At 72.6% G+C, this 20,871-nt stretch carries 19 protein-coding genes and 1 riboswitch; of the genes, 5 read left to right on the top strand and 14 right to left on the bottom strand.

Annotation, left to right across the window (positions count from 1 at the left end; genetic code table 11):
• Nucleotides 1-74: 74 nt before the first annotated feature.
• From ACFVIU_RS18025 to ACFVIU_RS18015, 3 genes are all read right to left on the bottom strand, one after another.
• Nucleotides 75-1,523 carry a glycine hydroxymethyltransferase gene (locus tag ACFVIU_RS18025; protein WP_385843482.1) on the bottom strand — a complete coding sequence of 483 codons (1,449 nt, stop codon included), beginning with the start codon at nt 1,521-1,523 and terminating at the stop codon, nt 75-77.
• A 42-nt stretch (nt 1,524-1,565) separates the two neighbouring features.
• Nucleotides 1,566-1,655, bottom strand: a riboswitch (ZMP/ZTP riboswitch).
• 82 nt (nt 1,656-1,737) lie between these two features.
• Nucleotides 1,738-2,922 (bottom strand): glutathionylspermidine synthase family protein, encoded by a 1,185-nt coding sequence (locus tag ACFVIU_RS18020; RefSeq protein WP_385843481.1) that lies wholly within the window; start codon nt 2,920-2,922, stop codon nt 1,738-1,740.
• Between the two features lie 26 nt (nt 2,923-2,948).
• Nucleotides 2,949-3,290 (bottom strand): hypothetical protein, encoded by a 342-nt coding sequence (locus tag ACFVIU_RS18015; RefSeq protein WP_385843480.1) that lies wholly within the window; start codon nt 3,288-3,290, stop codon nt 2,949-2,951.
• 127 nt (nt 3,291-3,417) lie between these two features.
• On the opposite strand from ACFVIU_RS18015, the gene ACFVIU_RS18010 reads away from it, so the two are divergent.
• The gene (locus ACFVIU_RS18010) at nt 3,418-4,263 is read left to right on the top strand and encodes a DMT family transporter (RefSeq protein WP_385843570.1); all 846 of its coding nucleotides are present in this window, start codon (nt 3,418-3,420) and stop codon (nt 4,261-4,263) included.
• Nucleotides 4,264-4,267: 4 nt separating this feature from the next.
• Here the strand turns inward: ACFVIU_RS18010 and ACFVIU_RS18005 are convergent, their stop codons facing one another.
• Entirely contained in the window at nt 4,268-5,092 is an 825-nt protein-coding gene (locus ACFVIU_RS18005) for an ATP-binding cassette domain-containing protein (RefSeq protein ID WP_385843479.1), read from the bottom strand.
• 241 nt (nt 5,093-5,333) lie between these two features.
• Nucleotides 5,334-6,734, bottom strand: coding sequence for a PLP-dependent aminotransferase family protein (locus ACFVIU_RS18000; RefSeq protein WP_385843478.1), 1,401 nt, complete (start codon nt 6,732-6,734; stop codon nt 5,334-5,336).
• A gap of 46 nt (nt 6,735-6,780) precedes the next feature.
• Here ACFVIU_RS18000 and ACFVIU_RS17995 point away from each other — a divergent pair, with 46 nt between their 5' ends.
• The 3 genes from ACFVIU_RS17995 to ACFVIU_RS17985 are packed head-to-tail and all read left to right on the top strand — an operon-like array spanning nt 6,781 to nt 8,467.
• A complete protein-coding gene (locus tag ACFVIU_RS17995) occupies nt 6,781-7,281 on the top strand; it encodes a carboxymuconolactone decarboxylase family protein (RefSeq protein ID WP_385843477.1) in 501 nt (166 codons plus the stop codon).
• Between the two features lie 38 nt (nt 7,282-7,319).
• A complete protein-coding gene (locus tag ACFVIU_RS17990) occupies nt 7,320-7,748 on the top strand; it encodes a carboxymuconolactone decarboxylase family protein (RefSeq protein WP_385843569.1) in 429 nt (142 codons plus the stop codon).
• The gene (locus ACFVIU_RS17985; RefSeq protein ID WP_385843475.1) at nt 7,745-8,467 is read left to right on the top strand and encodes an isocitrate lyase/phosphoenolpyruvate mutase family protein; all 723 of its coding nucleotides are present in this window, start codon (nt 7,745-7,747) and stop codon (nt 8,465-8,467) included. The genes ACFVIU_RS17990 and ACFVIU_RS17985 overlap by 4 nt, the downstream gene beginning before the upstream one ends.
• A gap of 6 nt (nt 8,468-8,473) precedes the next feature.
• Here ACFVIU_RS17985 and ACFVIU_RS17980 read toward each other — a convergent pair whose 3' ends face one another.
• From ACFVIU_RS17980 to ACFVIU_RS17940, 9 genes are all read right to left on the bottom strand, one after another.
• Nucleotides 8,474-9,430, bottom strand: a complete 957-nt coding sequence (locus tag ACFVIU_RS17980; protein ID WP_385843474.1) for an ABC transporter substrate-binding protein — start codon at nt 9,428-9,430, stop codon at nt 8,474-8,476.
• A 1-nt stretch (nt 9,431) separates the two neighbouring features.
• Nucleotides 9,432-11,354 carry an ABC transporter permease gene (locus tag ACFVIU_RS17975; protein ID WP_385843472.1) on the bottom strand — a complete coding sequence of 641 codons (1,923 nt, stop codon included), beginning with the start codon at nt 11,352-11,354 and terminating at the stop codon, nt 9,432-9,434.
• The gene (locus ACFVIU_RS17970; RefSeq protein ID WP_385843471.1) at nt 11,354-12,421 is read right to left on the bottom strand and encodes a glycine betaine/L-proline ABC transporter ATP-binding protein; all 1,068 of its coding nucleotides are present in this window, start codon (nt 12,419-12,421) and stop codon (nt 11,354-11,356) included. Before ACFVIU_RS17970 ends, ACFVIU_RS17975 begins: the two co-directional genes overlap by 1 nt.
• The gene (locus tag ACFVIU_RS17965; protein ID WP_385843470.1) at nt 12,421-13,950 is read right to left on the bottom strand and encodes a GMC family oxidoreductase; all 1,530 of its coding nucleotides are present in this window, start codon (nt 13,948-13,950) and stop codon (nt 12,421-12,423) included. The genes ACFVIU_RS17970 and ACFVIU_RS17965 overlap by 1 nt, the downstream gene beginning before the upstream one ends.
• A gap of 52 nt (nt 13,951-14,002) precedes the next feature.
• Nucleotides 14,003-15,523: an aldehyde dehydrogenase family protein gene (locus ACFVIU_RS17960; RefSeq protein ID WP_385843469.1), complete on the bottom strand. Its 1,521-nt coding sequence runs from the start codon at nt 15,521-15,523 to the stop codon at nt 14,003-14,005.
• 254 nt (nt 15,524-15,777) lie between these two features.
• Nucleotides 15,778-16,767, bottom strand: coding sequence for a malate dehydrogenase (locus tag ACFVIU_RS17955; RefSeq protein ID WP_385843467.1), 990 nt, complete (start codon nt 16,765-16,767; stop codon nt 15,778-15,780).
• Between the two features lie 354 nt (nt 16,768-17,121).
• Complete coding sequence (locus tag ACFVIU_RS17950; RefSeq protein WP_385843466.1) at nt 17,122-18,330, bottom strand: DUF2690 domain-containing protein; 1,209 nt, start codon at nt 18,328-18,330, stop codon at nt 17,122-17,124.
• A gap of 328 nt (nt 18,331-18,658) precedes the next feature.
• Complete coding sequence (locus tag ACFVIU_RS17945; RefSeq protein ID WP_385843465.1) at nt 18,659-19,150, bottom strand: DUF3017 domain-containing protein; 492 nt, start codon at nt 19,148-19,150, stop codon at nt 18,659-18,661.
• On the bottom strand, nt 19,140-19,994 hold the full coding sequence (locus ACFVIU_RS17940) for a bifunctional methylenetetrahydrofolate dehydrogenase/methenyltetrahydrofolate cyclohydrolase (RefSeq protein ID WP_385843464.1): 855 nt from the start codon (nt 19,992-19,994) through the stop codon (nt 19,140-19,142). Before ACFVIU_RS17940 ends, ACFVIU_RS17945 begins: the two co-directional genes overlap by 11 nt.
• 262 nt (nt 19,995-20,256) lie before the next feature.
• On the opposite strand from ACFVIU_RS17940, the gene ACFVIU_RS17935 reads away from it, so the two are divergent.
• Nucleotides 20,257-20,844, top strand: coding sequence for a hypothetical protein (locus ACFVIU_RS17935; RefSeq protein ID WP_385843463.1), 588 nt, complete (start codon nt 20,257-20,259; stop codon nt 20,842-20,844).
• Nucleotides 20,845-20,871: the final 27 nt, after the last annotated feature.

Genomic DNA, 20,871 nt, shown 5'->3' with positions numbered 1-20,871 from the left:
GGTCGCGCCCCGCGGCGGAGCCGCATATGGATGCGGCCCCGCGCCCCTGGGTTGGCTGCCCCTTGGGGCGTCTGTCAGCCGAGGTCGATTTCCGGGTACAGGGGGAAGCCCGCCACCAGGTCCGTTGCCCGCTGGGCGATTTCCTGGGAGACCTTCTCGTCCAGGACGTGGGCCGCCTTGGAGGGGGCGCCGGACTTGGTGGTGCCCGGCTCGGTGGTGGTCAGGACGCGGTCGATCAGGCCCGCCACCTCGTCCATCTCCGCCGTGCCGAGGCCACGGGTGGTGAGCGCGGGGGTGCCGACGCGGATGCCGGAGGTGTACCAGGCGCCGTTCGGGTCGGCCGGGATGGCGTTGCGGTTGGTGACGATGCCGGAGTCGAGCAGCGCCGCTTCCGCCTGGCGGCCGGTGAGGCCGTAGGAGGTGGCGACGTCGATCAGGTTGAGGTGGTTGTCCGTGCCGCCCGTCACCAGGGTGGCGCCGCGGCTCATCAGGCCCTCGGCGAGCGCGCGGGAGTTGTCCACGATGCGCTGGGCGTAGTCCTGGAAGGCGGGCTGCCGCGCCTCGGCGAGGGCGACGGCCTTGGCGGCCATGACGTGCGGGAGCGGGCCGCCGAGGACCATCGGGCAGCCGCGGTCGACCTGGTCCTTGAGGGAGTCGTCGCACAGGACCATGCCGCCGCGCGGGCCGCGCAGCGACTTGTGGGTGGTGGTGGTGACGATCTGGGCGTGCGGGACCGGGTCGAAGTCGCCGGTGAGGACCTTGCCCGCGACCAGGCCGGCGAAGTGCGCCATGTCGACCATGAGGGTCGCGCCGACCTCGTCGGCGATCTCCCGCATGATCCGGAAGTTCACCAGACGGGGGTACGCGGAGTAGCCGGCGACGATGATCAGGGGCTTGAAGTCCCGGGCCTGGGCGCGCAGGGCGTCGTAGTCGATGAGGCCCGTCGCCGGGTCGGTGCCGTAGGAGCGCTGGTCGAACATCTTTCCGGAGATGTTCGGGCGGAAGCCATGGGTGAGGTGGCCGCCGGCGTCCAGGGACATGCCGAGCATGCGCTGGTTGCCGAAGGCCTGGCGCAGCTCGGCCCAGTCGGCCTCGGTGAGGTCGTTGACCTGGCGGGCGCCGGTCTTCTCCAGGAAGGGCGCCTCGACGCGGTCGGCGAGTACGGCCCAGAAGGCGACGAGGTTGGCGTCGATGCCGGAGTGCGGCTGGACGTAGGCGTGCCGGGCGCCGAACAGGGCCTTGGCGTGCTCGGCGGCCAGCGACTCGACCGTGTCGACGTTGCGACAGCCGGCGTAGAAGCGGCGGCCGACGGTGCCCTCGGCGTACTTGTCGCTGAACCAGTTGCCCATGGCCAGCAGGGTGGCCGGGGAGGCGTAGTTCTCGGAGGCGATCAGCTTGAGCATCTCGCGCTGGTCGGCGACCTCCTGGCCGATGGCGTCGGCGACCCGCGGCTCGACCGCGCGGATGACGTCGAGCGCCGCGCGGAAGGCGGTGGACTCGGTGGAAGGGTGCTGCTTCGGCATGGGGACCTCCGGACGGCGTGCGTACAACTCATGTACAGCGTTACGTTCGGCCCAGGCGCACGGCACTGTTTTCCCGCCGGGCCGCTCCCCGATGGTCCGTCCCATCCCAGCGCGCCAGTCACGGCCCGCTGATCAGCCTACCGGGCGCGTCGCCCGGCGCAGGTCCCGCGTCCACCATGCGAGCGACGTCTCCCGCCGGGGTGCGGCCGGCGGATCAGAGGATCACATGGGGCAGGAAGCGGGCGTACTCGTCGGTGATCAGGCCGGTGGACTCGCGGATGCCGAGCCCGGCCGGTTCGCCGCGGACGGTCCAGGCGCCCAGCACCACGTGGTTGCCGTCGAAGGCGGGCAGGGGTGCGAGCTGCTGGTAGCAGCAGGGTTCGTCGCGTACGACGGGTTCGGCGCCCGGCGGGTGGACGGTGACGCCCTCGCCCTCGCGGCCGAGGAGCGGCTTGGCGACGTAGCCGTGGGTGCCGGCCAGGTCGCGGGGGCCGTCCAGGTAGGCGGGGAGGAGGTTGGGGTGGCCCGGGTACAGCTCCCAGAGGACCGCCAGCAGGGCCTTGTTGCTGAGCAGCATCTTCCAGGCGGGCTCGATCCACAGGGTGCTGCCGGTGCCGCCGCCGTTGTCGAGGGTGTCGAGGACATGGCCGCCGAAGGCGTCGGTGGTGAGCCATTCCCACGGGTAGAGCTTGAAGAGGGCGCGGATGAAGCGGAGCCGGTTGTCGACGAAGCGGCCGGAGAGGGTGTCCCAGCCGATCTCCTCCATGGGCAGCCAGTCGGTGTCGAGTCCGGCCTGTTCCGCGGTCTCCTTCAGATAGGCGACCGTCATCAGGTCCTCGCCGAGTTCGTCGGCGGCGGAGTGCGCGAAGTGCAGGGGGCTGCCGGTCGGGAGCAGCGGGGCCTGGGCGCGCCAGGCGTCGACCAGCCGTTCGTGCAGGGAGTTCCACTGGTCGGCGCCGGGGAAGCGGTCCTCCATCCAGAACCACTGGGGGGAGGCGGCCTCCACCAGGGAGGTGGGCGTGTCGGCGTTGTACTCCAGCAGCTTGGCCGGGCCGGTGCCGTCGTAGCGCAGGTCGAAACGGCCGTAGAGGGAGGGGAGTTCGGCGCGGCGGGTCCAGGACTCGGCGACCGCCGCCGCCACCCGCGGGTCGGTGATGCCGAGGTCGGCGAGGCGGTCGCCGGTCACCAGGTGGTCGGCGGCGGCCAGGCACATGCGGTGCAGTTCGCCGACCGTGTCCTCCAGCGCCTCGACCTCGGGCAGGGAGAAGACGTAGTAGGCGCTCTCGTCCCAGTAGGGGCGCAGGGAGCCGTCGGGGTGGCGGGTGAGCGGGTAGACCAGTCCCTGTTCCTCGACGGTCTGCTGCCAGCCGGGGCGGGGCGTGGTGGTGCGGCGTTCCATGCGGGGTGTCCGATCGGGCGTCCGGCTCAGCCGCCGGAGCTGTGGTAGTGGCTGCCGCCGAAGCCGCCGCGGTGGACCCCGCTGCCGCCCGAGGAACCGCCGGAGCCCTTGTGGGGCGGGGTGAAGGAGCCGCCGCTCACCCAGGAGCCCTTCTTCTTGCCGCCGTAGTACCAGTCGCCGTCCACGGACGTGACGGACGTGCAGTTCTTGTCGGAGACGGCCTTGTACCCCTTGGCGGCCTGGTAGCTGTCGCGGTCGACGCAGCGCTTGTCCGGGTCGGAGGAGCATGCGGTGAGGGCGGCGGCCAGCAGGCCCATGCCGCCGAGTACCACCGTGCCGGACCGCAGTCGCCGTCGTGTGTCGGCCATGTCCGTCTCCCCCGTGTGTCGTGACCGCTTCCTTCGTTTCGGCGGTCAGCCTAGAGAACGGTAAGAGCGCAGGCCCAAGTGGGTGACCGGTAGGGCCTTCTCCTAGAGTCCCTTTGTGCTCTTTGGAATGGTGTGCGCCCTTGGCGCGGCGGTCTGCTTCGGTACCGCGACGGTGTTGCAGGCGGTGGCCGCGCGGACGGCCGGTACGGGCGAGGGGGGCGAGGCGGCCCTGCTGCTGCGGGCGATGCGGCAGTGGCGGTACATCGTCGGGCTGGCGCTGGACGGGATCGGCTTCCTGTTCCAGATCGCCGCGCTGCGCTCCCTGCCGATCTACGCGGTCGGCGCGGCCCTCGCGTCCAGTCTCGCGGTGACCGCGGTGGTCGCGGCGCGGCTGCTGAAGGTGCGGCTGAGCGGCACGGAGTGGGGCGCGGTGGGTGTGGTGTGCGCCGGGCTCGCGATGCTGGGGCTGGCGTCCGGGCCGGAGGGCGACCGGGCCGGCTCGGACACCCTGCGGTACGCGATGCTCGCGGTCGCGGCCGGGATGCTGCTGCTCGCGTTCGCGGGCGGGCGGCTGTCCGGCGGGGCGCGGGCGCTGGTGCTGGGGCTGGGGGCCGGCTTCGGGTTCGGGGTGGTGGAGGTGTCGGTACGGCTGATCGACTCGCTCCGGCCCGCGGACCTGTTCACCAACCCGGCGGCCTATGCGCTGGTCATCGGCGGCGGCGCCGCCTTCATGCTGCTGACCTCCGCGCTGCAACGCGGTTCGGTGACGACGGCCACGGCCGGTCTGGTGATCGGCGAGACGCTCGGCCCGGCGGCGGTGGGCGTGGTCTGGCTCGGTGACCGCACCCGGGAGGGCCTGGCCTGGCTGGCGGTGCTGGGTTTCGCGGTGGCCGTCGTGGGCGCCCTGGCGCTCGCCCGGTTCGGGGAGGCGCCGGCGGCGGTCGAGGCGGAGACGGAGGTCGAGGCGTCCTGACGGCTCAGGCGTCGGAGAGCTGGTGGAAGGCCAGTCGCGCGTAGAGCGGGCTGGTCTTCAGCAGTTCCTCGTGCGTGCCCGTGGCGCGGACCCGGCCGTCCTCGACGACCGCGATCCGTGCGGCGCCGCGCACCGTGGAGAGGCGGTGCGCCACCGCCAGCACGGCGACCCGGGTGGACAGCTCGCGTACGACGTCCCGCAGCGCCGCCTCGTTGACCGCGTCCAGCTGTGAGGTGGCCTCGTCCAGGAGGAGCAGCCGGGGCTTTCTGAGCAGGGCCCGGGCGATGGCGACGCGTTGGCGTTCGCCGCCGGACAGGGAGACGCCGCGATGCTCGATCCGGGCGTCGAGATCCCCGCCCAGCCGGGCGACGAGGGGTTCCAGCCGGGTCGCCGCGAGGACGTCCCGCAGCTCGTCGTCGCCGACGCCGTCGAGGGCGTAGGCGAGGTTCTCCCGCAGTGAGCCGGCCATGACGGGGGCGTCCTGTTCGACGTACCCGATGCGGGCGCGCAGGGTGTGCAGCGGCCAGTCCCGTACGTCGGTTCCGTCGATGCGGACGGTGCCCGCGTGCGGGTCGTAGAAGCGCTCGATGAGGCTGAGCACCGTGGTCTTCCCGGCGCCGGACGGCCCGACCAGGGCGGTCAGGCCGACCTCCGGCACCTCCAGGGAGAAGGACCGCAGGGCGGGTTCGGGGCGGCCGGGGTAGGTGAAGGAGACGTCCTCGAAGACGGCGACGGAGGCGGACGGGCGGGACTCCGGGCGCGGCTCCGGGCAGGTGGCGGCGGACCGGTCCGGTGCCGGCTCCACCGGGAGGGCGGTGATCTCGGCCACCCTCAGAAACGACCAGCAGGAGACTAGCTGTGAAATCTCCTGATTTCTACGGGAGTCGGCTGCTTCAGGGGCTCAACGCACGAACCCCGCCTCCGGAATCGGAGGCGGGGTTCGGGTTCGAGCGCCGGGCAGGCCTTGCACCTGCATTTCCCCGCAGGAAGCGGGGCGTCTTTCCTTGGACCACCAACGCACTGCCGGTCACCGGGTGTTCCGGCGGCCTTGCGTGATCAACTGTACCCCATCACGGGAGTACCCGGCACAGTGCGTCCAGCGCTCCCGCCCAGGCGCTGTCCGGCGGGGTGCCGTAGCCGACGACGAGGGCGTCCAGGGGTTCGGCGACGGCCTGTTCATGGCGGTGGAAGGAGAGGCCGTGCAGGGCCAGGCCCTGCCAGGCGGCGGCCTGGACCACCGACTGCTCGGTGCCGGGCGGCAGCCGCAGCACCGCGTGCAGGCCGGCGGCGATCCCGGTGACGCGGACGTCGGGCGCGCGGTCGGCGAGGGCCGCGGTGAGGGCGTCGCGGCGGCGCCGGTAGCGCAGCCGGGCGGAGCGGACATGGCGGTCGTAGGCGCCGGAGGCGAGGAACTCGGCGAGGGTGAGCTGGTCCAGCGCGCCGACGGTGTCCACATGGCCCTTCGCCGCGATCACCTCCTCGATGAGCGGGGGCGGCAGCACCATCCAGCCCAGCCGCAGGCCGGGGGCGAGCGCCTTGCTGGCGGTGCCGAGGTAGACCACCTGGTCGGGGGCGAGGCCCTGGAGGGCGCCGACCGGCTGGCGGTCGTAGCGGAACTCGCCGTCGTAGTCGTCCTCCAGGACCAGGCCGCCGGTGCGGCGCGCCCAGTCGACGACGGCCGCCCGCCGGTCCGGGTGCAGGGCGGTGCCCATCGGGAACTGGTGGGCCGGGGTGAGGAGCACGGCCCCGGCGTCGCCCAACGCGCGGGTGTCGGTGCCGAGTTCGTCGTACGGCAGGGCGGGGGTGGCCAGGCCGGCGGTGCGCAGCAGACGCCAGTACAGGTCCAGTCCGTACGACTCGACCGCCACCGTGCGCACCCCGCGCGCCCGCAGCGCCGGGCCGAGCAGCCGCAGGGCGTGCGAGAAGCCCGCGGTGACCAGGACGGAGTCCGGGTGGGCGCGCACGCCCCGGGCACGGGCGAGGTATCCGGCGAGGGCGGTGCGCAGTTCCGGGCGGCCGCGCGGGTCGCCGTAGCCGAGGGCGTCGTTCGGGGCGGCGGCGAGGGCGCGGCGGGCGGCCCTGAGCCACTCGGCGCGCGGGAAGGAGGCGAGGTCGGGGGTGCCGGGGACGAGGCTGTGGACCGGGCGGCCGGGTTCCCGGCGGTGCCGGGGCGCGCTCGCCGGGCGCGAGGGCGGCGGGGCCACGGCGCGGTCCGCCACCCGGGTGCCGGAGCCCTGCCGGGCGGTGAGCCAGCCCTCGGCGACCAGGTCGGCGTAGGCCTCGGCGACGGTGTTGCGGGCGATGCCGAGGTCGGCGGCGAGGGAGCGGGAGGACGGCAGCCGGGTGCCGGGGGCGAGGCGGCCGGTGCGGACGGCGTCGCGCAGCGCGTCGGTGAGGCTGCGGCGCAGCCCGCCGCCGCCGGACGGTTCCAGGTGCAGGTCCACACCCAAAGTGGCCCATGATTTCGCCATGGAAATGGACCATACTCCTGGGCTGCCCGGCTTCTAGGGTCGAGGCATGAGCACAGCACAGGAAACCGTCGAGTACGCCGCCGAACACGCCCCGCGGATGCGCTGGGCCCAGCACGCGCCCGAGGTCTACAAGGCGATGGTCCGGCTGGACGCCGCGGCCCGGCAGGGGCTGGACCCGAAGCTGGCCGAGCTGGTGAAGATCCGTTCCTCGCAGCTCAACCACTGCGCGTTCTGCCTCGACATGCACACCAAGGACGCGCTCGCGGCCGGTGAGAGCGTGGAGCGGATCGTGCAGCTCAGCGCGTGGCAGGAGTCGCGGCACTTCTACACGGAGAAGGAGCTCGCGGCACTGGAGCTGACCGAGGCGGTCACCGTGCTGACCGACGGCTTTGTGCCGGACGAGGTGTACGACCGGGCCGCGCAGCACTTCGAGGAGGCCGAGCTGGCCCAGCTGATCGCGGCCATCGCGGTGATCAACGCCTGGAACCGGTTCGCCGTGACCACCCGGATGACCCCGGGCCACTACCAGGCGGGGCAGTACAAGTGAGCCGTACCCAGCTGCTGGACCGGCAGGTCGGCGCGGCGATGTCCGCGGTGAGCGCGGCGGCGAAGCGGGGGCTCGGCGACCCGGTCCTCGCCGAGCTGGTGATGATCCGCGCCTCCCAGCTCAACCACTGCGCTTTCTGCCTGGACATGCACCTCGAGGCCGCCCGGAAGAACGGCGAGTCGGAGGACCGCGTCCAGCTGCTGAACGCCTGGGAGGAGGCCGGGGACCTGTTCAGCGAGCGGGAGCGGGCCGCGCTGGCCCTGACCGAGGCGGTCACCGTGCTCACTGGGGGCACCTCCCAGACGAAGTCTGGGGGAGGCTTTGTGCCGGACGAGGTGTACGACCGGGCCGCCCGCCACTTCGAGGAGGCCGAGCTGGCCCACCTCATCGCTCTGATCACCGTCATCAACGGCTGGAACCGGATCATGGTCAGCCGTCGTACCGCACCAGGGGGTTACCAGCCATGAGCAAGGCCGACGAGTTCCGCGCGCTGCACCTGGGACGGGTCCCGGGGGATGCGCTGGTCCTGCCGGGTCCCTGGGACGCGGCGAGCGCGCGGGTCTTCGCCGAGGCCGGGTTCCCGGCGCTGGCCACGCCGAGCGCGGGCGTCGCCGCCAGTCTCGGCCACCAGGACGGGCAGACCCCGGCCGACGAGATGTTCGCGGCCGTCGCCCGGATCGCGCGGGCGGTGGACGTGCCGGTGTCGGCGGACGTCGAGGCCGGGTACGGGCTCGCGCCGAAGGAGCTGGTGGACCGGCTGCTGGAGGCCGGTGTCGTCGGCTGCAACCTGGAGGACTCCGTCGGGGGCGCCCTCAAGGACCCGCGGGAGCAGGCCGAGTTCCTCGCCGAGGTGCGCGCGGCGGCCGGCGACCGGCTGTTCGTCAACGCCCGCGTCGACGTCTTCGTGCACGGCGACGGCGACCCGGAGCGGGCCATCGAGCGCGCCGCGCTGTACGTGGCGGCGGGCGCCGACTGCGTGTACCCGATCCTGGCGCCGGCCGAGGTGCTGCCGCTGCTGCGGTCGGCCGTCCAGGGCCCGCTGAACGCGCTGGCCCGGCTGGACGGCAGCGGCCCCTCACCCGCCGAACTCGGCGGACTCGGGGCCACCCGGATCACCTTCGGGCCGGGCCTCCAGCGCAAGGCCGCGGCCGCGGTCCGGGAGATCGCGGCCGGACTGCTGGGCTGACGGCGCTCAGGACAGCCACCGCTTCCAGGTGGAGGGGTGGCTGTCCACCCACTTCCGCGCCGCCTGCTCCGGGCTGAGCTTCTGCTCCGCGATCATCAGGGAGACCTGGTCCTGGTCCTCCGTCGTCCAGCGGAACTTCTTCAGGAAGGCCGCCGCCCGCCCGCCGGACTTCGCGAAGCCGGCGTTGAGGTACTTCTTGAGCGGGGTGTGCGGGTACGCGCAGGCGACCTTGGCCGCGTCCGCGTCGCAGCCCTCCTTGTACGGCGGCAGCTTCACCTCCGTCATGGGGACCTTCTTGAACAGCCACTGCGGCGCGTACCAGTAGGTCAGGAAGGGCTTCTTCTCCTTGGCGAACTGCTTGATCTGGGTGATCTGCGCCGCCTCGGAACCGGCGAAGACGACCTGGTAGTCCAGCTTCAGGTTCTGCACCAGGGCCTTGTCGTTGGTGACGTAGGACGGGGAGCCGTCCATCAGCTGGCCCTTGCCGCCGCTCTCCGCGGTGCGGAAGAGGGAGGCGTACTTGTTCAGGTTCCGCCAGTTGGTGATGTCGGGGTGCTGCCGGGCCAGATAGGTGGGCACGAACCAGCCGATGTGGCCGGTCACCCCGAGGCCGCCGCCGGACACGATCGTCTTCTTGTCCTGGACGTACCGCTTCTCCTGGTCCGGGTGGCCCCAGTCCTCCAGGAGCGCGTCCACCCGGCCCTGGCTCAGCGCGTCCCACGCGGGCACCTCGTCCACCTGGACGGTGTCCACGCGGTAGCCCAGCTTGTGCTCCAGGATGTACTGGGCGACGGCCACGTTGGACTGCGCGCCCACCCAGGACTGCACGGACAGGGTGACGGTCTTCGCGCCCTGAGCGTCGGCGAACGGGCTGGCCTGCTTGGTCATGTCGGCGGCACCGCAGCCGGTCAGCAGGAACAGCGCGGACACCGCGGCTGTCCCGACGGTCGTACGTACGCGCATGTCACCCTCCCTTCTTCGCGCGGCGCTCGGCCGGCTGGGTCACCCGGTCCAGCATCAGACCCAGGCAGACGATGGCGGCACCGGCCACCAGTCCGGTCGCGAGGTCGCCCTGGGCCAGGCCGAAGGCGACGTTGTAGCCGAGGGCGCCGCCGCCGACCAGGCCGCCGATGATGACCACGGCCAGCACCAGGACCACGCCCTGGTTGACGGCGAGCAGCAACGCCCGCCGGGCCAGCGGGAGTTGCACCTGCCACAGCTGCTGCCGGCCGGTCGCGCCGAGCGAGCGCGCGGACTCCAGCGCGGCCGGGTCGACCTGGCGCAGGCCCTGCGCGGTGATCCGTACGACGGCCGGGAGGGCGTAGACCACGGCGGCGGCCACGGCGGGTGCCCGGCCGACGCCGAACAGCGCCACCACCGGGATCAGGTAGACGAACTGCGGCATCGTCTGGAGGACGTCCAGGACCGGGCGCAGGGCGCGTTCGACGCGGTCGCTGCGGGCGGCGGCGATGCCGGTCGCGAAGCCCAGCACCAGGGTGACGGCCACGGCCGCCAGCACCTGGGAGAGGGTGTCGAGCGAGGGCTCCCACACCCCGAGCACGCCGATCGCGGCCATGGCGAGGACGGCGGTCAGCGCGGTGCGCCAGGTGCCGATCAGCCAGGCCAGGGCGGCCACGATCAGCAGCACCGACCACCAGGGCAGCCACTGGAGGCCGTCGCGGACCGGGTCGAGCACCCAGGTGGTGAAGTGCCCCGCCCAGTCGGCCGTGCCGCCGACGACCGGGACGCCGGAGTAGAGGTGGCCGGTCATCCAGTCGACGGCGCGGTTGACCGGCTCGGCGATGTGCAGGGTCAGGCCGGCGGGCCAGTCCAGGGCGCCGAGCAGGCGGGCGGCCAGGGCGAGCGCCACGGTGACGGCGAGGACGTAGAGCCGGCCGATGGTCCTGGGGCGGGTGCCGCCGTCGCCCGCCGCCGCGGTCACCCGGTCGAGGACGATCGCGAGCAGCACGAGCGGGATGCCGGCCGCCAGGGCGGCGCCCACGTCCACCGAGGCGAGGGCCTGGTAGACGCGGTCGCCGAGACCGCCGGCGCCGATGACCGAGGCGATCACGGCCATGGACAGCGCCATCATGATCGTCTGGTTGAGGCCGAGCAGCAGCTCGCTGCGGGCCAGCGGGATCCGGGCGGTCAGCAGCCGCTGCCGGCGGGTGGCGCCGAGCGACTCCACGGCCTCCAGGACCTCGGGGTCGGCGCCGCGCAGGCCGAGCGCGGTGAGGCGGGCCATCGGCGGGGCGGCGTAGACGACGGTGGCGAGGACGGCCGCGGGGACGCCGATGCCGAAGACCAGGACGACGGGGAGCAGGTAGGCGAAGGCCGGGAGCACCTGCATGGTGTCCAGGACCGGGCGCAGGGCGCGGTGCAGGCGCTCGGAGAGGCCGCCCGCGAGGCCGAGGAGCGCGCCGACGAGCGCGGAGGCGAGGACGGCCACCACCATCAGCGCGAGGGTCTGCATGGTCGGCACCCACATGCCGAGGGCCCCGCAGGTCAGCAGCGCGACCGCGGTACCGGCGGCGAGCCGGGGCCCGGCCAGGCGCCAGGCGAGGAGGGCGGTGAACGCGGTGACGCCGGTCCAGCCCGCGGCGAGCAGGGTGAGGTAGACGGCGCGGACGGAGAGGACGACCGCGTTGCTGACGTACCCGAAGAAGTAGAGGAAGAGGGGGTGGCTGTCGCGGTTGTCGATGACCCAGTTGCTGGCCGCGGCGAGGGGCTTGTCCAGGTGGACGGTGAGGTGCTGGGGCCAGGAGCCGCCGTGCAGGAGGGGGAGGAGTACGGCGGTGAGGAGGGCGAGCAGGAGGAGTTTGCCCGCGGCAGGGCTCTTCAGGACCCGGGGTGCGGCCGGGGCGGTCGGGAGACTGAGCGTTGCCATCAGACGGCCTCCGGGGTGCGCGGATTGGGCATGCGCGGGTCCACCCCGGCCACGACGTCCAGCAGCCGTTCGTGGTCCACGGTTCCCACGCAGGCGCCGTCCGCGAGCACGCAGGCCGGTGTGCCGAGGGTGGCCACCGTCCTGATCGCGTCCGCGACCACCGCGTCCGGAGCCAGCGCGCCCGGGTGCTCGGAGCCGCCGCAGCCGCCCCACTTCATCGCCGTACGGACCGTCAGCACCTGCTCGCGCGGGACGTCGCGGACGAACTCGCGGACGTAGTCGTCGGCCGGGGAGCCGACGATCTCCTCCGGGGTGCCCAGCTGGACCACCCGGCCGTCGCGCATCAGGGCGATCCGGTCGCCCAGCTTCAGCGCCTCACTGAGGTCGTGGGTGATGAAGACCATCGTGCGGCCCTCCTCCCGGTGCAGCCGGACCACCTCCTCCTGCATGTCGCGCCGGATCAGGGGGTCGAGGGCGCTGAACGGCTCGTCGAAGAGCAGCACCTCGGGGTCGACGGCCAGGGCCCGCGCCAGGCCGACGCGCTGGCGCTGGCCGCCGGACAGCTGGCCCGGGCGGCGCTGCTCCATGCCCTCCAGGCCCACCTTGGCGACGAACTCGGCGGCGCGCTCGCGCCGTTCGGCCTTCGCCACGCCCTGGATCTCCAGGCCGTAGGCGACGTTGTCCAGGACCGTGCGGTGCGGCAGCAGGCCGAAGTGCTGGAAGACCATCGCGGCGCGGTGGCGGCGCAGTTCGCGCAGCCGGGCGCGGTCCATCGCGCGGACGTCCTCGCCGTCGATGGCGATCGAGCCGGCGGTGGGTTCGATGAGCCGGGTCAGACAGCGCACCAGGGTGGACTTGCCGGAGCCGGACAGGCCCATCACCACGAAGACCTCGCCCTTGCGGACGTCGAAGGAGACATCGCGGACGGCGGCGGTGCAGCCGGTGCGGGCGCGCAGCCCGGCGGGGTCGAGGGCGGCCAGCTCGGGGTCGGCCGGGACGCGCTCGGGCCGGGGGCCGAAGACCTTCCACAGGCCGGAGACCGAGAAGACGGGGGTACTACTACTCATCACGCACCGCCCCCGATCAGCTCGGCGGCTTTCTCCCCGACCATGAGCACCCCGATCATCGGGTTCACGGCGGTCATGGTCGGGAAGACGGAGGCGTCGGCGATCCGGATGCCGGACAGGCCGCGGATCCGCAACTCCGGGTCCACCACGGCGAGTTCGTCGTCCACTGCGCCCATCTTGCAGGTGCCCGCCGGGTGGTAGACGGTGTGCGCCACCTTGCGGGCGTACTCGCTGAGTTCGGCGTCGCCGACGATCTCCGGGCCGGGGCACACCTCGCGCTTGAGCCAGCCGGCCAGCGGTTCGGACCGGGCGATCTCGCGGGCGATGCGGATGCCGTCGACCAGGGTCCGGCCGTCGTAGTCGTCCTCGTCGGTGAAGTAGCGGAAGTCCAGGGCGGGCTTGACCGAGGGGTCGGCGCTGGTCAGGTAGAGGCGGCCGCGGCTCTTCGGCTTGGGGATGTTCGGGGTCATCGAGACGCCGTACGCCGGGCGTTCGTAGCCGAGGCGCTCGGGGTTGTCCGTGAACGGTATCTGGTAGAAGTGGAACATCAGGTCGGGGCCCGGGTTTCCGGGGTCGCGGCGGACGAACAGGCCCGCGTCGGAGTCCATCGCGGAGTTCTCCGGGATCGGCCCGTGGGTCTCCCAGACGATGACCGACTCGGGGTGGTCGAGCAGGTTCTCGCCGACGCCCGGCAGGTCCTGTACGACGGGGATGCCGAGCGCCTCCAGGTCCGCCCGGGGGCCGATGCCCGAGTGGAGCAGCAGCCGCGGCGAGTCGATGGCGCCGGCGCACAGCACGACCTCGCTCCGGGCCCGGATCAGCAGGTCCTCGCCGTCCTTGGTGCGCACCCGGACGCCCTCCGCGCGGCCCTGGTCGAACTCCAGCTTGTACGCCCAGGTCTCCAGCAGGAGCGTGAGGTTCGGGCGTTCGTCCAGCACCGGGTGGAGATAGGCCACCGAGGCGGAGGAGCGCTTGTTGTTCTCCGGGTGGTAGGCGAGGTCGAAGAAGCCGACGCCCTCGGTGAACGGCTTGCGGTTGAAGCCCTCGACGCGGGGTACCCCGAGAGCGGTCTGGGCGGCGTCGACGAAGTCGCGGGCGATGGCGTTCCGGTCCTTCTCGTCGACCGGGACGATGTTGTTCTTCAGACGGGCGAAGTAGGCCTCCATGGGGACGGCGCCCCAGCCCTTGGCACCGGCGGCCTCCCACTCGTCCCAGTCGGAGGGCAGGGGCTTGAAGGCGATGAGGGTGTTGTGGGAGGAGCAGCCGCCGAGGACGCGGGCGCGGCTGTGCCGGATGTGGGAGTTGCCGCGTGGCTGCTCCACGGTGGGGTAGTCGTAGTCGAGTTCGCCGCCGAGCAGGCCCATCCAGCGGCGCAGGGTGAGGACGTCGTCGCGGCCGACGTCGCTGGGGCCGCCCTCGATGACGGCGACGGTGACCTCGGGGTTCTCGGTGAGGCGGGAGGCGATGACCGAGCCCGCGGTGCCGCCGCCGATGACGACGTAGTCGTAGATCTGGGTGTGCTGGGACATGGGAGGGGTACTCCAGAGGGGGGTCAGGCGATCAGGCGTGACGGGGTGCGGTTCAGCCGGCGAACCAGCGGACGGGCTTCGGGGCGAGGTTCTGGTAGACGTGCTTGGTCTCGCGGTACTCGGCGAGTCCGGCGGGGCCGAGTTCGCGGCCCACTCCGCTCTTTCCGAAGCCGCCCCACTCCGCCTGCGGCAGATAGGGGTGGAAGTCGTTGATCCAGACGGTGCCGTGGCGCAGCCGGGCCGCGACCCGGCGGGCCCTGGAGGTGTCGGCGCTCCACACGGCGCCGGCCAGGCCGTACTCCGTGTCGTTGGCGAGGCGGACGGCCTCCTCCTCGGTGCGGAAGGTCTCGACGGTGAGCACCGGGCCGAAGACCTCCTCGCGGACGACCCGCATCTCGCGGTGGCAGTGGTCGAGGACGGTCGGCTCGTAGAAGTAGCCGGTGGCGGGGCGGGTGGCGTCCGGTTCCGGGCGCTTGCCGCCGGTGCGCAGCACCGCGCCCTCGGCGAGGGCGGAGGCGACGTACGACTCCACCTTGGCGCGCTGCTGCTCCGAGACCAGCGGGCCGCACTCGACGCCGGGCTCGGTGCCCCGGCCGAGCCGGATCCGGCCGGCCCTGCGGGCGAGTTCGGCGACGAAGCGGTCCCGGACGGACTCCTCCACGATGAGGCGCCCGCCGGCCGAGCAGACCTGGCCGCTGTGGATGAAGGCCGCGTTGAGGGCCTGGTCGACGGCGGTGTCGAAGCCCTCGGCGGTGGCGCAGGCGTCGGCGAAGACCACGTTGGGGTTCTTGCCGCCGAGTTCGAGGGCGACCTTCTTCACGGTCGGGGCGGCGGCCTGGGCGACCTTGACGCCGCTGACCAGGCCGCCGGTGAAGGACACCAGGTCGACGCCCGGGTGTTCGGCGAGCCGGGCGCCGACGGTGTGGCCGGGTCCGGTGACGAGGTTGGCGACGCCGGCCGGCAGCCCGGCCTCGACCAGCAGTTCCAGCAGCGCGATGGTGGTCATCGGGGTGATCTCGCTGGGCTTGACCACGAAGGTGTTGCCGGCGGCGAGCGCCGGGGCGATCTTCCAGCTGGCCTGGAGGAGGGGGTAGTTCCAGGGGGTGATCAGCGCGCAGACACCGACCGGCTCGTGCACCACGGTGCTGTGGATGTCCGGCGAGCCGGCGTCGACCACCCGGCCGGGGGCCTCGGCGGCGACCAGGTCGGCGAAGTAGCGGAAGGCGTCGGCGACACAGTCGATGTCGACCCGGCCCTCCTCGGCGGTCTTGCCCGCGTCCCGGCTCTCCAGCAGGCCGAGCGTCTCGCGGTCGCGTACGAGGAGATCGGCGACGCGGCGCAGCAGGGCGGCGCGGTCGGCGACCGGGGTGCGGGGCCAGGGCCCGTGGTCGAAGGCCTCGCGTGCGGCTGCCACGGCACGCTCGGCGTCCTTCTCGTCGCCCTCGGCGACCACGGCGAACGGCCGGGCGTCCGCCGGGTCGAGGATCTCCCGGGTCGCCCCGGAGATCGCTTCCAGCCACTCGCCTCCGGCGTGAATGGTCGCCTGGGCCTGTCGTTCCGTTCTGTCCGCCATGCTCCGTGTTGCCTTCCGTTCCTGTTCGGTTCCCCTCGGTCACACGCGTGACCCCTCGGGGACCGTGGCCGCCTGCCCCGGCCCGCAGAACGGCATGCGGAATCGGTGACCGAAAGTGTGCGGCGTCACGGAAAAACAGGAAGAAAAGCTGAGAAAACGGACACGTCCGGGCGGGAAGCAGTCGCCGGTACGTAGGCCACGAGCCCGCACGGCAAGGCCGTACGGGCTCGAAGTGCTGCCGGAGGCGGCGCGGGTCAGATGAGGCCGAGGCCGCGCACCGCGTCGCGCTCCTCCACCAGCTCCTGCACCGACGCGTCGATCCGCGCCCGCGAGAACTCGTTGATGTCCAGGCCCTGGACGATCTCGTACTTGCCGTCCTTGCAGGTGACCGGGAAGGAGGAGATCAGGCCCTCCGGGACGCCGTAGGAGCCGTCCGACGGGATGCCCATGGAGGTCCAGTCGCCCTCGGCGGTGCCGTTGACCCAGGTGTACACGTGGTCGATCGCGGCGTTGGCGGCGGAGGCGGCCGACGAGGCACCACGGGCCTCGATGATCGCGGCACCGCGCTTGGCGACGGTCGGAATGAACTCGTCGGCCAGCCACTTCTCGTCGTTCACGGTCTCGGCGGCGTTCTTGCCGGCGACCGTGGCGTGGAAGATGTCCGGGTACTGGGTGGCGGAGTGGTTGCCCCAGATCGTCAGGCGCTTGATGTCGGCGACCGTCGAGCCGGTCTTCTTCGCGAGCTGGGTGACCGCGCGGTTGTGGTCCAGACGGGTCATCGCGGTGAAGCGCTCGGCCGGGACGTCCGGCGCGGCGGCCTGCGCGATGAGCGCGTTGGTGTTGGCCGGGTTGCCGACGACGAGGACCTTGATGTCGTCCGCGGCGTGGTCGTTGATGGCCTTGCCCTGCGGCTTGAAGATGCCGCCGTTGGCCTCCAGCAGGTCACCGCGCTCCATGCCCTTGGTGCGCGGCCGGGCGCCCACCAGCAGGGCCACGTTGGCGCCGTCGAAGGCGACGTTCGGGTCGTCCGTGATGTCGATGCCCTGGAGCAGCGGGAAGGCGCAGTCGTCCAGCTCCATGGCGGTGCCCTCGGCGGCCTTGAGCGCCGGGGTGATCTCCAGCAGGCGCAGCTTGACCGGCACGTCCGCGCCGAGCAGCTGGCCGGAGGCGATGCGGAAGAGCAGGGCGTAACCGATCTGGCCGGCCGCGCCGGTGACGGTGACGTTCACGGGAGTGCGGGTCATGGCGTTCTCCGTATGACAGCTGGCGGTGGGGCGTCACTGCCCCGGGCGGATGATCGATCTCTTGGCGTCAAGAGAGATCCAGCGGTCAGGCTATCGCGCATCCGGCATGCGAGACGGCCGGGGCGGTGTGGATCAGCCCACAGGGTCGGGCGGAGGGGGCCGGCGGGCATGCAAAAGGCGGCCGCCCGTCCGGGAGAGGTAGGGACGGAGGCGGCCGCCGTTGGGGGTACCGGCTCACCGGACTCCCGTGGGGGGATACCGTTCGCGTGCCCCGGATCCGGCCGTCCATGCATACGGATCCCGGGAATTCACCCGGATGCGCCCCCGGGCCGCTCCCCTCCCCCGCGGCGCGTCCTATTTCGTACAGCCCGTACGGCCGGAGGCGAGAGCGGCGCACGCGGTCGCCTCACCGGCGGACCGTACGGCGACCATCGGCGTGTAGGCGATCGCGTCGCCGACGGCGGTGATCCGCCCGGTCTCGCGGAGCCTGCCCGCAGAGATCCGGACCTGGTCGCCCTGGGTGGCGCCGGTGATCCGGCCCCAGGCCGCACCGCAGGCCTTGCTGTAGCGGACCTCCAGGACCGTGGAGCCGACGGCGGCGCTCCGGGCGGTGATCACCAGATCGCCGGTGCAGCCCATGGTCTCCGGGTCCTTGCCGGTGCAGGCGGCGCCGGCGCACTTGACGCCGGGCGCTGCGCTGACCTGCGTACGGGCGCTGGGGGCGGGCGACTTGGCGGTGTGCGCGTTCTTCGGCCCGCCGCCGTGGTCGGTGAAGAAGAAGACGGCGGCGATGACGGCGAGCGTGCCGACCAGGCCCGCGAGGAACATCGTCAGCCGCTGCCGGCGCTCGGCCCCTTCGGCGGCGGGCCGGGCGGCACCGGGAACGTCGGCAACCCCACCGGGAACACCGGCACCCGGAACACCGGCACCGGGAACGCCCGCGCCCGCAGCCGGGCGGGCAGTGGCTTTGGACGGGCCCCGGTATCCGGCCACGCCCCAGGAGTTGCCGCCCGAGCCGGCCCTGTCCGCCGGACCTGCCCCGCGGCCCCCGCCCTCCCGCGCCCCGGCCTCGGCGTCGGCGGCGGCGGCTCTGGCGTCGGCATCGGCGGCCGTCGGCTGCGTCGGAATGGCCGGCGAGACGCCCGCCGGGCCGGCGACCCCCGGGAACGCGGTGGCGCCGCCGCGCGGACGGGCGGGCGGCCCGCCGGTCGCCTCCGCCGCGCCGAAGTCCCCGAGCGCCGCGCGGGCCTGGGAGATCCGGATCGCCTCCATGGTCCGGTCGTGCCGCATCTCCGACCGGCTCCAGGCGCGCTCGGCCAGCTCCCACATGGTGGTCAGATGGACCGGGCTGGTGCCGGTGACCTCCGCGAGCGCGACGATCGCCCCCTTGGGCGCGAGCAGCCGGCCGCCGAGATAGCGCTCCCAGGACGTCTTGCTGTAGCCCGTGCAGTCGGCCAGTGCCGCGATGCTCATGCCGCTGCGGTCGACGAGCCGCCGCAACTGGCTGGTGAACTCCTTGATCTGCGGATCCAGATCGTCCGGCAGGTCTTTCCAACGAGGCATCGCCACCCCCCACTTCCCCCGCTCAGTGCTACCCACAGAGATGTGTTGCCTAAGGATCCCAGTTCCCGGAGCGGGGGCGCACGGGAGCACGGGTCGCCTCGCTTCTGCACCCGGTGCTACGAGGTTTTCCCACCGGAAATGGCACGGGCTGACGGAAGTGACGGAGCACGGACACCGTGGCGGAACGGTCACTTCCGTGCCACAGCGCACGGACAGGCGTTGAACAGGCACTTCATGGCAGGGAAGGCTGACGGAGGACGGCGGTCCGTCCCTCTCGGGGGAGGGGACGGACCGCCGTATCCGCGCCATGCGCTGATCGTGAGGTGCGCTACCTGCTGATCGTGAAGTGCAGGGTGTCCTTCAGGAACGGGATCTGGAGCCACGGGCTGGGCTGGGCCATCATCGCGAGCAGGACGATCGCGAGGCCGAGGATCCCGTAGGTGGCGATGTCCGTGAAGCGGGAGCGGACAGCGAGCATGCCGACGCTGGGCAGCGTCCACCGCATCACCGCACCGGCCAGCAGGGCGGCGCCGATCAGCAGGGTGCCGACGCGGAACACGTCGAGCGCGGTCACCAGCAGCCCGATCGCCACCAGCCCGGTCACGGTGAGCATCGGCCACTGCCGCGCCGGGGCCGGCGCGGCACCGCCCGCGGCGCGTCCGCCGCCCTCGGGCCGCGCGGTGTCCCTGGTGATCCGCGGGAAGCGCCGGGTGGCGCGGGTGTCACGCGCGGCCCGGCCGGCCGGCGCACCGGCCGCACCGTCGGCCGGCCGCCCCGCCGCCTGCTCAGCCGCCTGCTCAGCCGCCTGCTCAGCCGACACGGCGCTCCGCCGCCTCGACCACGTTGACCAGCAGCTGCGCCCGGGTCATCGGGCCCACCCCGCCGGGGTTCGGGGAGATCCAGCCGGCCACCTCGACGACGTCCGGGTGGACGTCACCCATGATCTTGCCCTCGGCGTTGCGGGACACCCCGACGTCCAGGACGGCCGCGCCCGGCTTGACGTCCTCGGCGCGGATCAGGTGCGGGGAGCCTGCGGCCGCGATGACGATGTCGGCCCGCTTCAGATGGGCGGACAGGTCACGGGTGCCGGTGTGGCACTGGGTCACGGTGGCGTTCTCGCTGCGCCGGGTGAGCAGCAGCGGCATCGGCCGGCCGATGGTCACACCACGCCCCACGACCACGACCTCCGCGCCCTTGATCTCGACGCCGTGGGCGCGCAGCAGGGAGATGATGCCGTTGGGGGTGCAGGGCAGCGGCGCGGGCTCGTTGAGGACGAGCCGGCCGAGGTTCATGGGGTGCAGACCGTCGGCGTCCTTGGCCGGGTCCATCAGCTCCAGGATGCGGTTCTCGTCGATGCCCTTGGGCAGCGGCAGCTGGACGATGTAGCCGGTGCAGGCCGGGTCCTCGTTCAGCTCGCGGACGACCGCCTCGATCTCCTCCTGGGTGGCGGTGGCCGGCAGCTCGCGCTGGATGGAGGCGATGCCCACCTGCGCGCAGTCGCGGTGCTTGCCGGCGACGTACTTCTGGCTGCCGGGGTCGTCCCCGACCAGGATCGTGCCGAGGCCGGGCGTGACGCCCTTCTCCTTCAGCGCCGCCACGCGGGCGGTCAGATCGGACTTGATCGCGGCTGCGGTGGCCTTGCCATCGAGAATCTGGGCGGTCATGACCCCATCCTCGCGGATGACGGCCCCCCGGTTCCAATCCGGGTCCCCGAGGGCCGTACCCCTGCCCGGCCGGGTGCCCGGACGATGTTGCACTTGCACAACTCCCCGGGCACCCGGCTGGACAAGCGACTATCCGGTCAAGAACGATGAGCAGAACAGTGCAGCGGGCAGCTCAACGGGGGGACGGACCGCATCTGTAGAACTCTCCTCCGTGCAGTGCCGCGCCTCGTCCCCGCACTTTGACCAACGGAGGAACACCGCCATGAGCTTCGGCGACCCGAACAACCCCTACGGGGCCCCGCAGGGCCAGCAGCCCGGCTACGGCTACCCGCAGCAGCCGCAGCAGCCCGGTTACGGCTACCCCGCCGCCCCCGCCTACCAGCAGCCCGGCTACCCGGGCGGGCCCATGGAGATGCCGGGGAGCGTGAAGGCGGCCCGGGTGTTCCTGTTCATCCTGGGCGGTTTCCAGGCGGTCGGCGGTGTGGTGATGTTCGCGGCCAGCGCCTGGTTCGCCAGCCGGTTCAAGGACCTCATGTCGTCCGAGAACAACGTCTCGTCGGCGGACGCGGACAAGGCCGCCAGCATCGGCGCCGGCGTGATCATCGTCTTCGGGGTGATCGTGCTCGCGTTCGCGCTCTGGGCCATCCTCACCGGCATGAAGTTCAGCAAGGGCCGCGGCGGCGTCCGCGTCTCCGCGATCATCTACGCCTCGCTCGTCACGCTGTTCAGCCTCCTCAGCCTGCTGGGCGCCAATGTCTTCGCACTGCTCAGCCTGGTGCTCGGCATCCTGATCATCGTGTTCTGCGCCAACAGCAACGGCAGCTCCTGGTTCAACCGCCCGAACTACTGATCCGGCGCGCGGAACCGAACCCGCGCG

It is taken from the genome of Streptomyces sp. NPDC127190, from assembly GCF_042672505.1.
GTDB lineage: Bacteria > Actinomycetota > Actinomycetes > Streptomycetales > Streptomycetaceae > Streptomyces.
The sequence above is the reverse complement of the archived record's forward strand: the minus strand, read 5'-3'. Positions and strand labels throughout refer to the sequence as shown.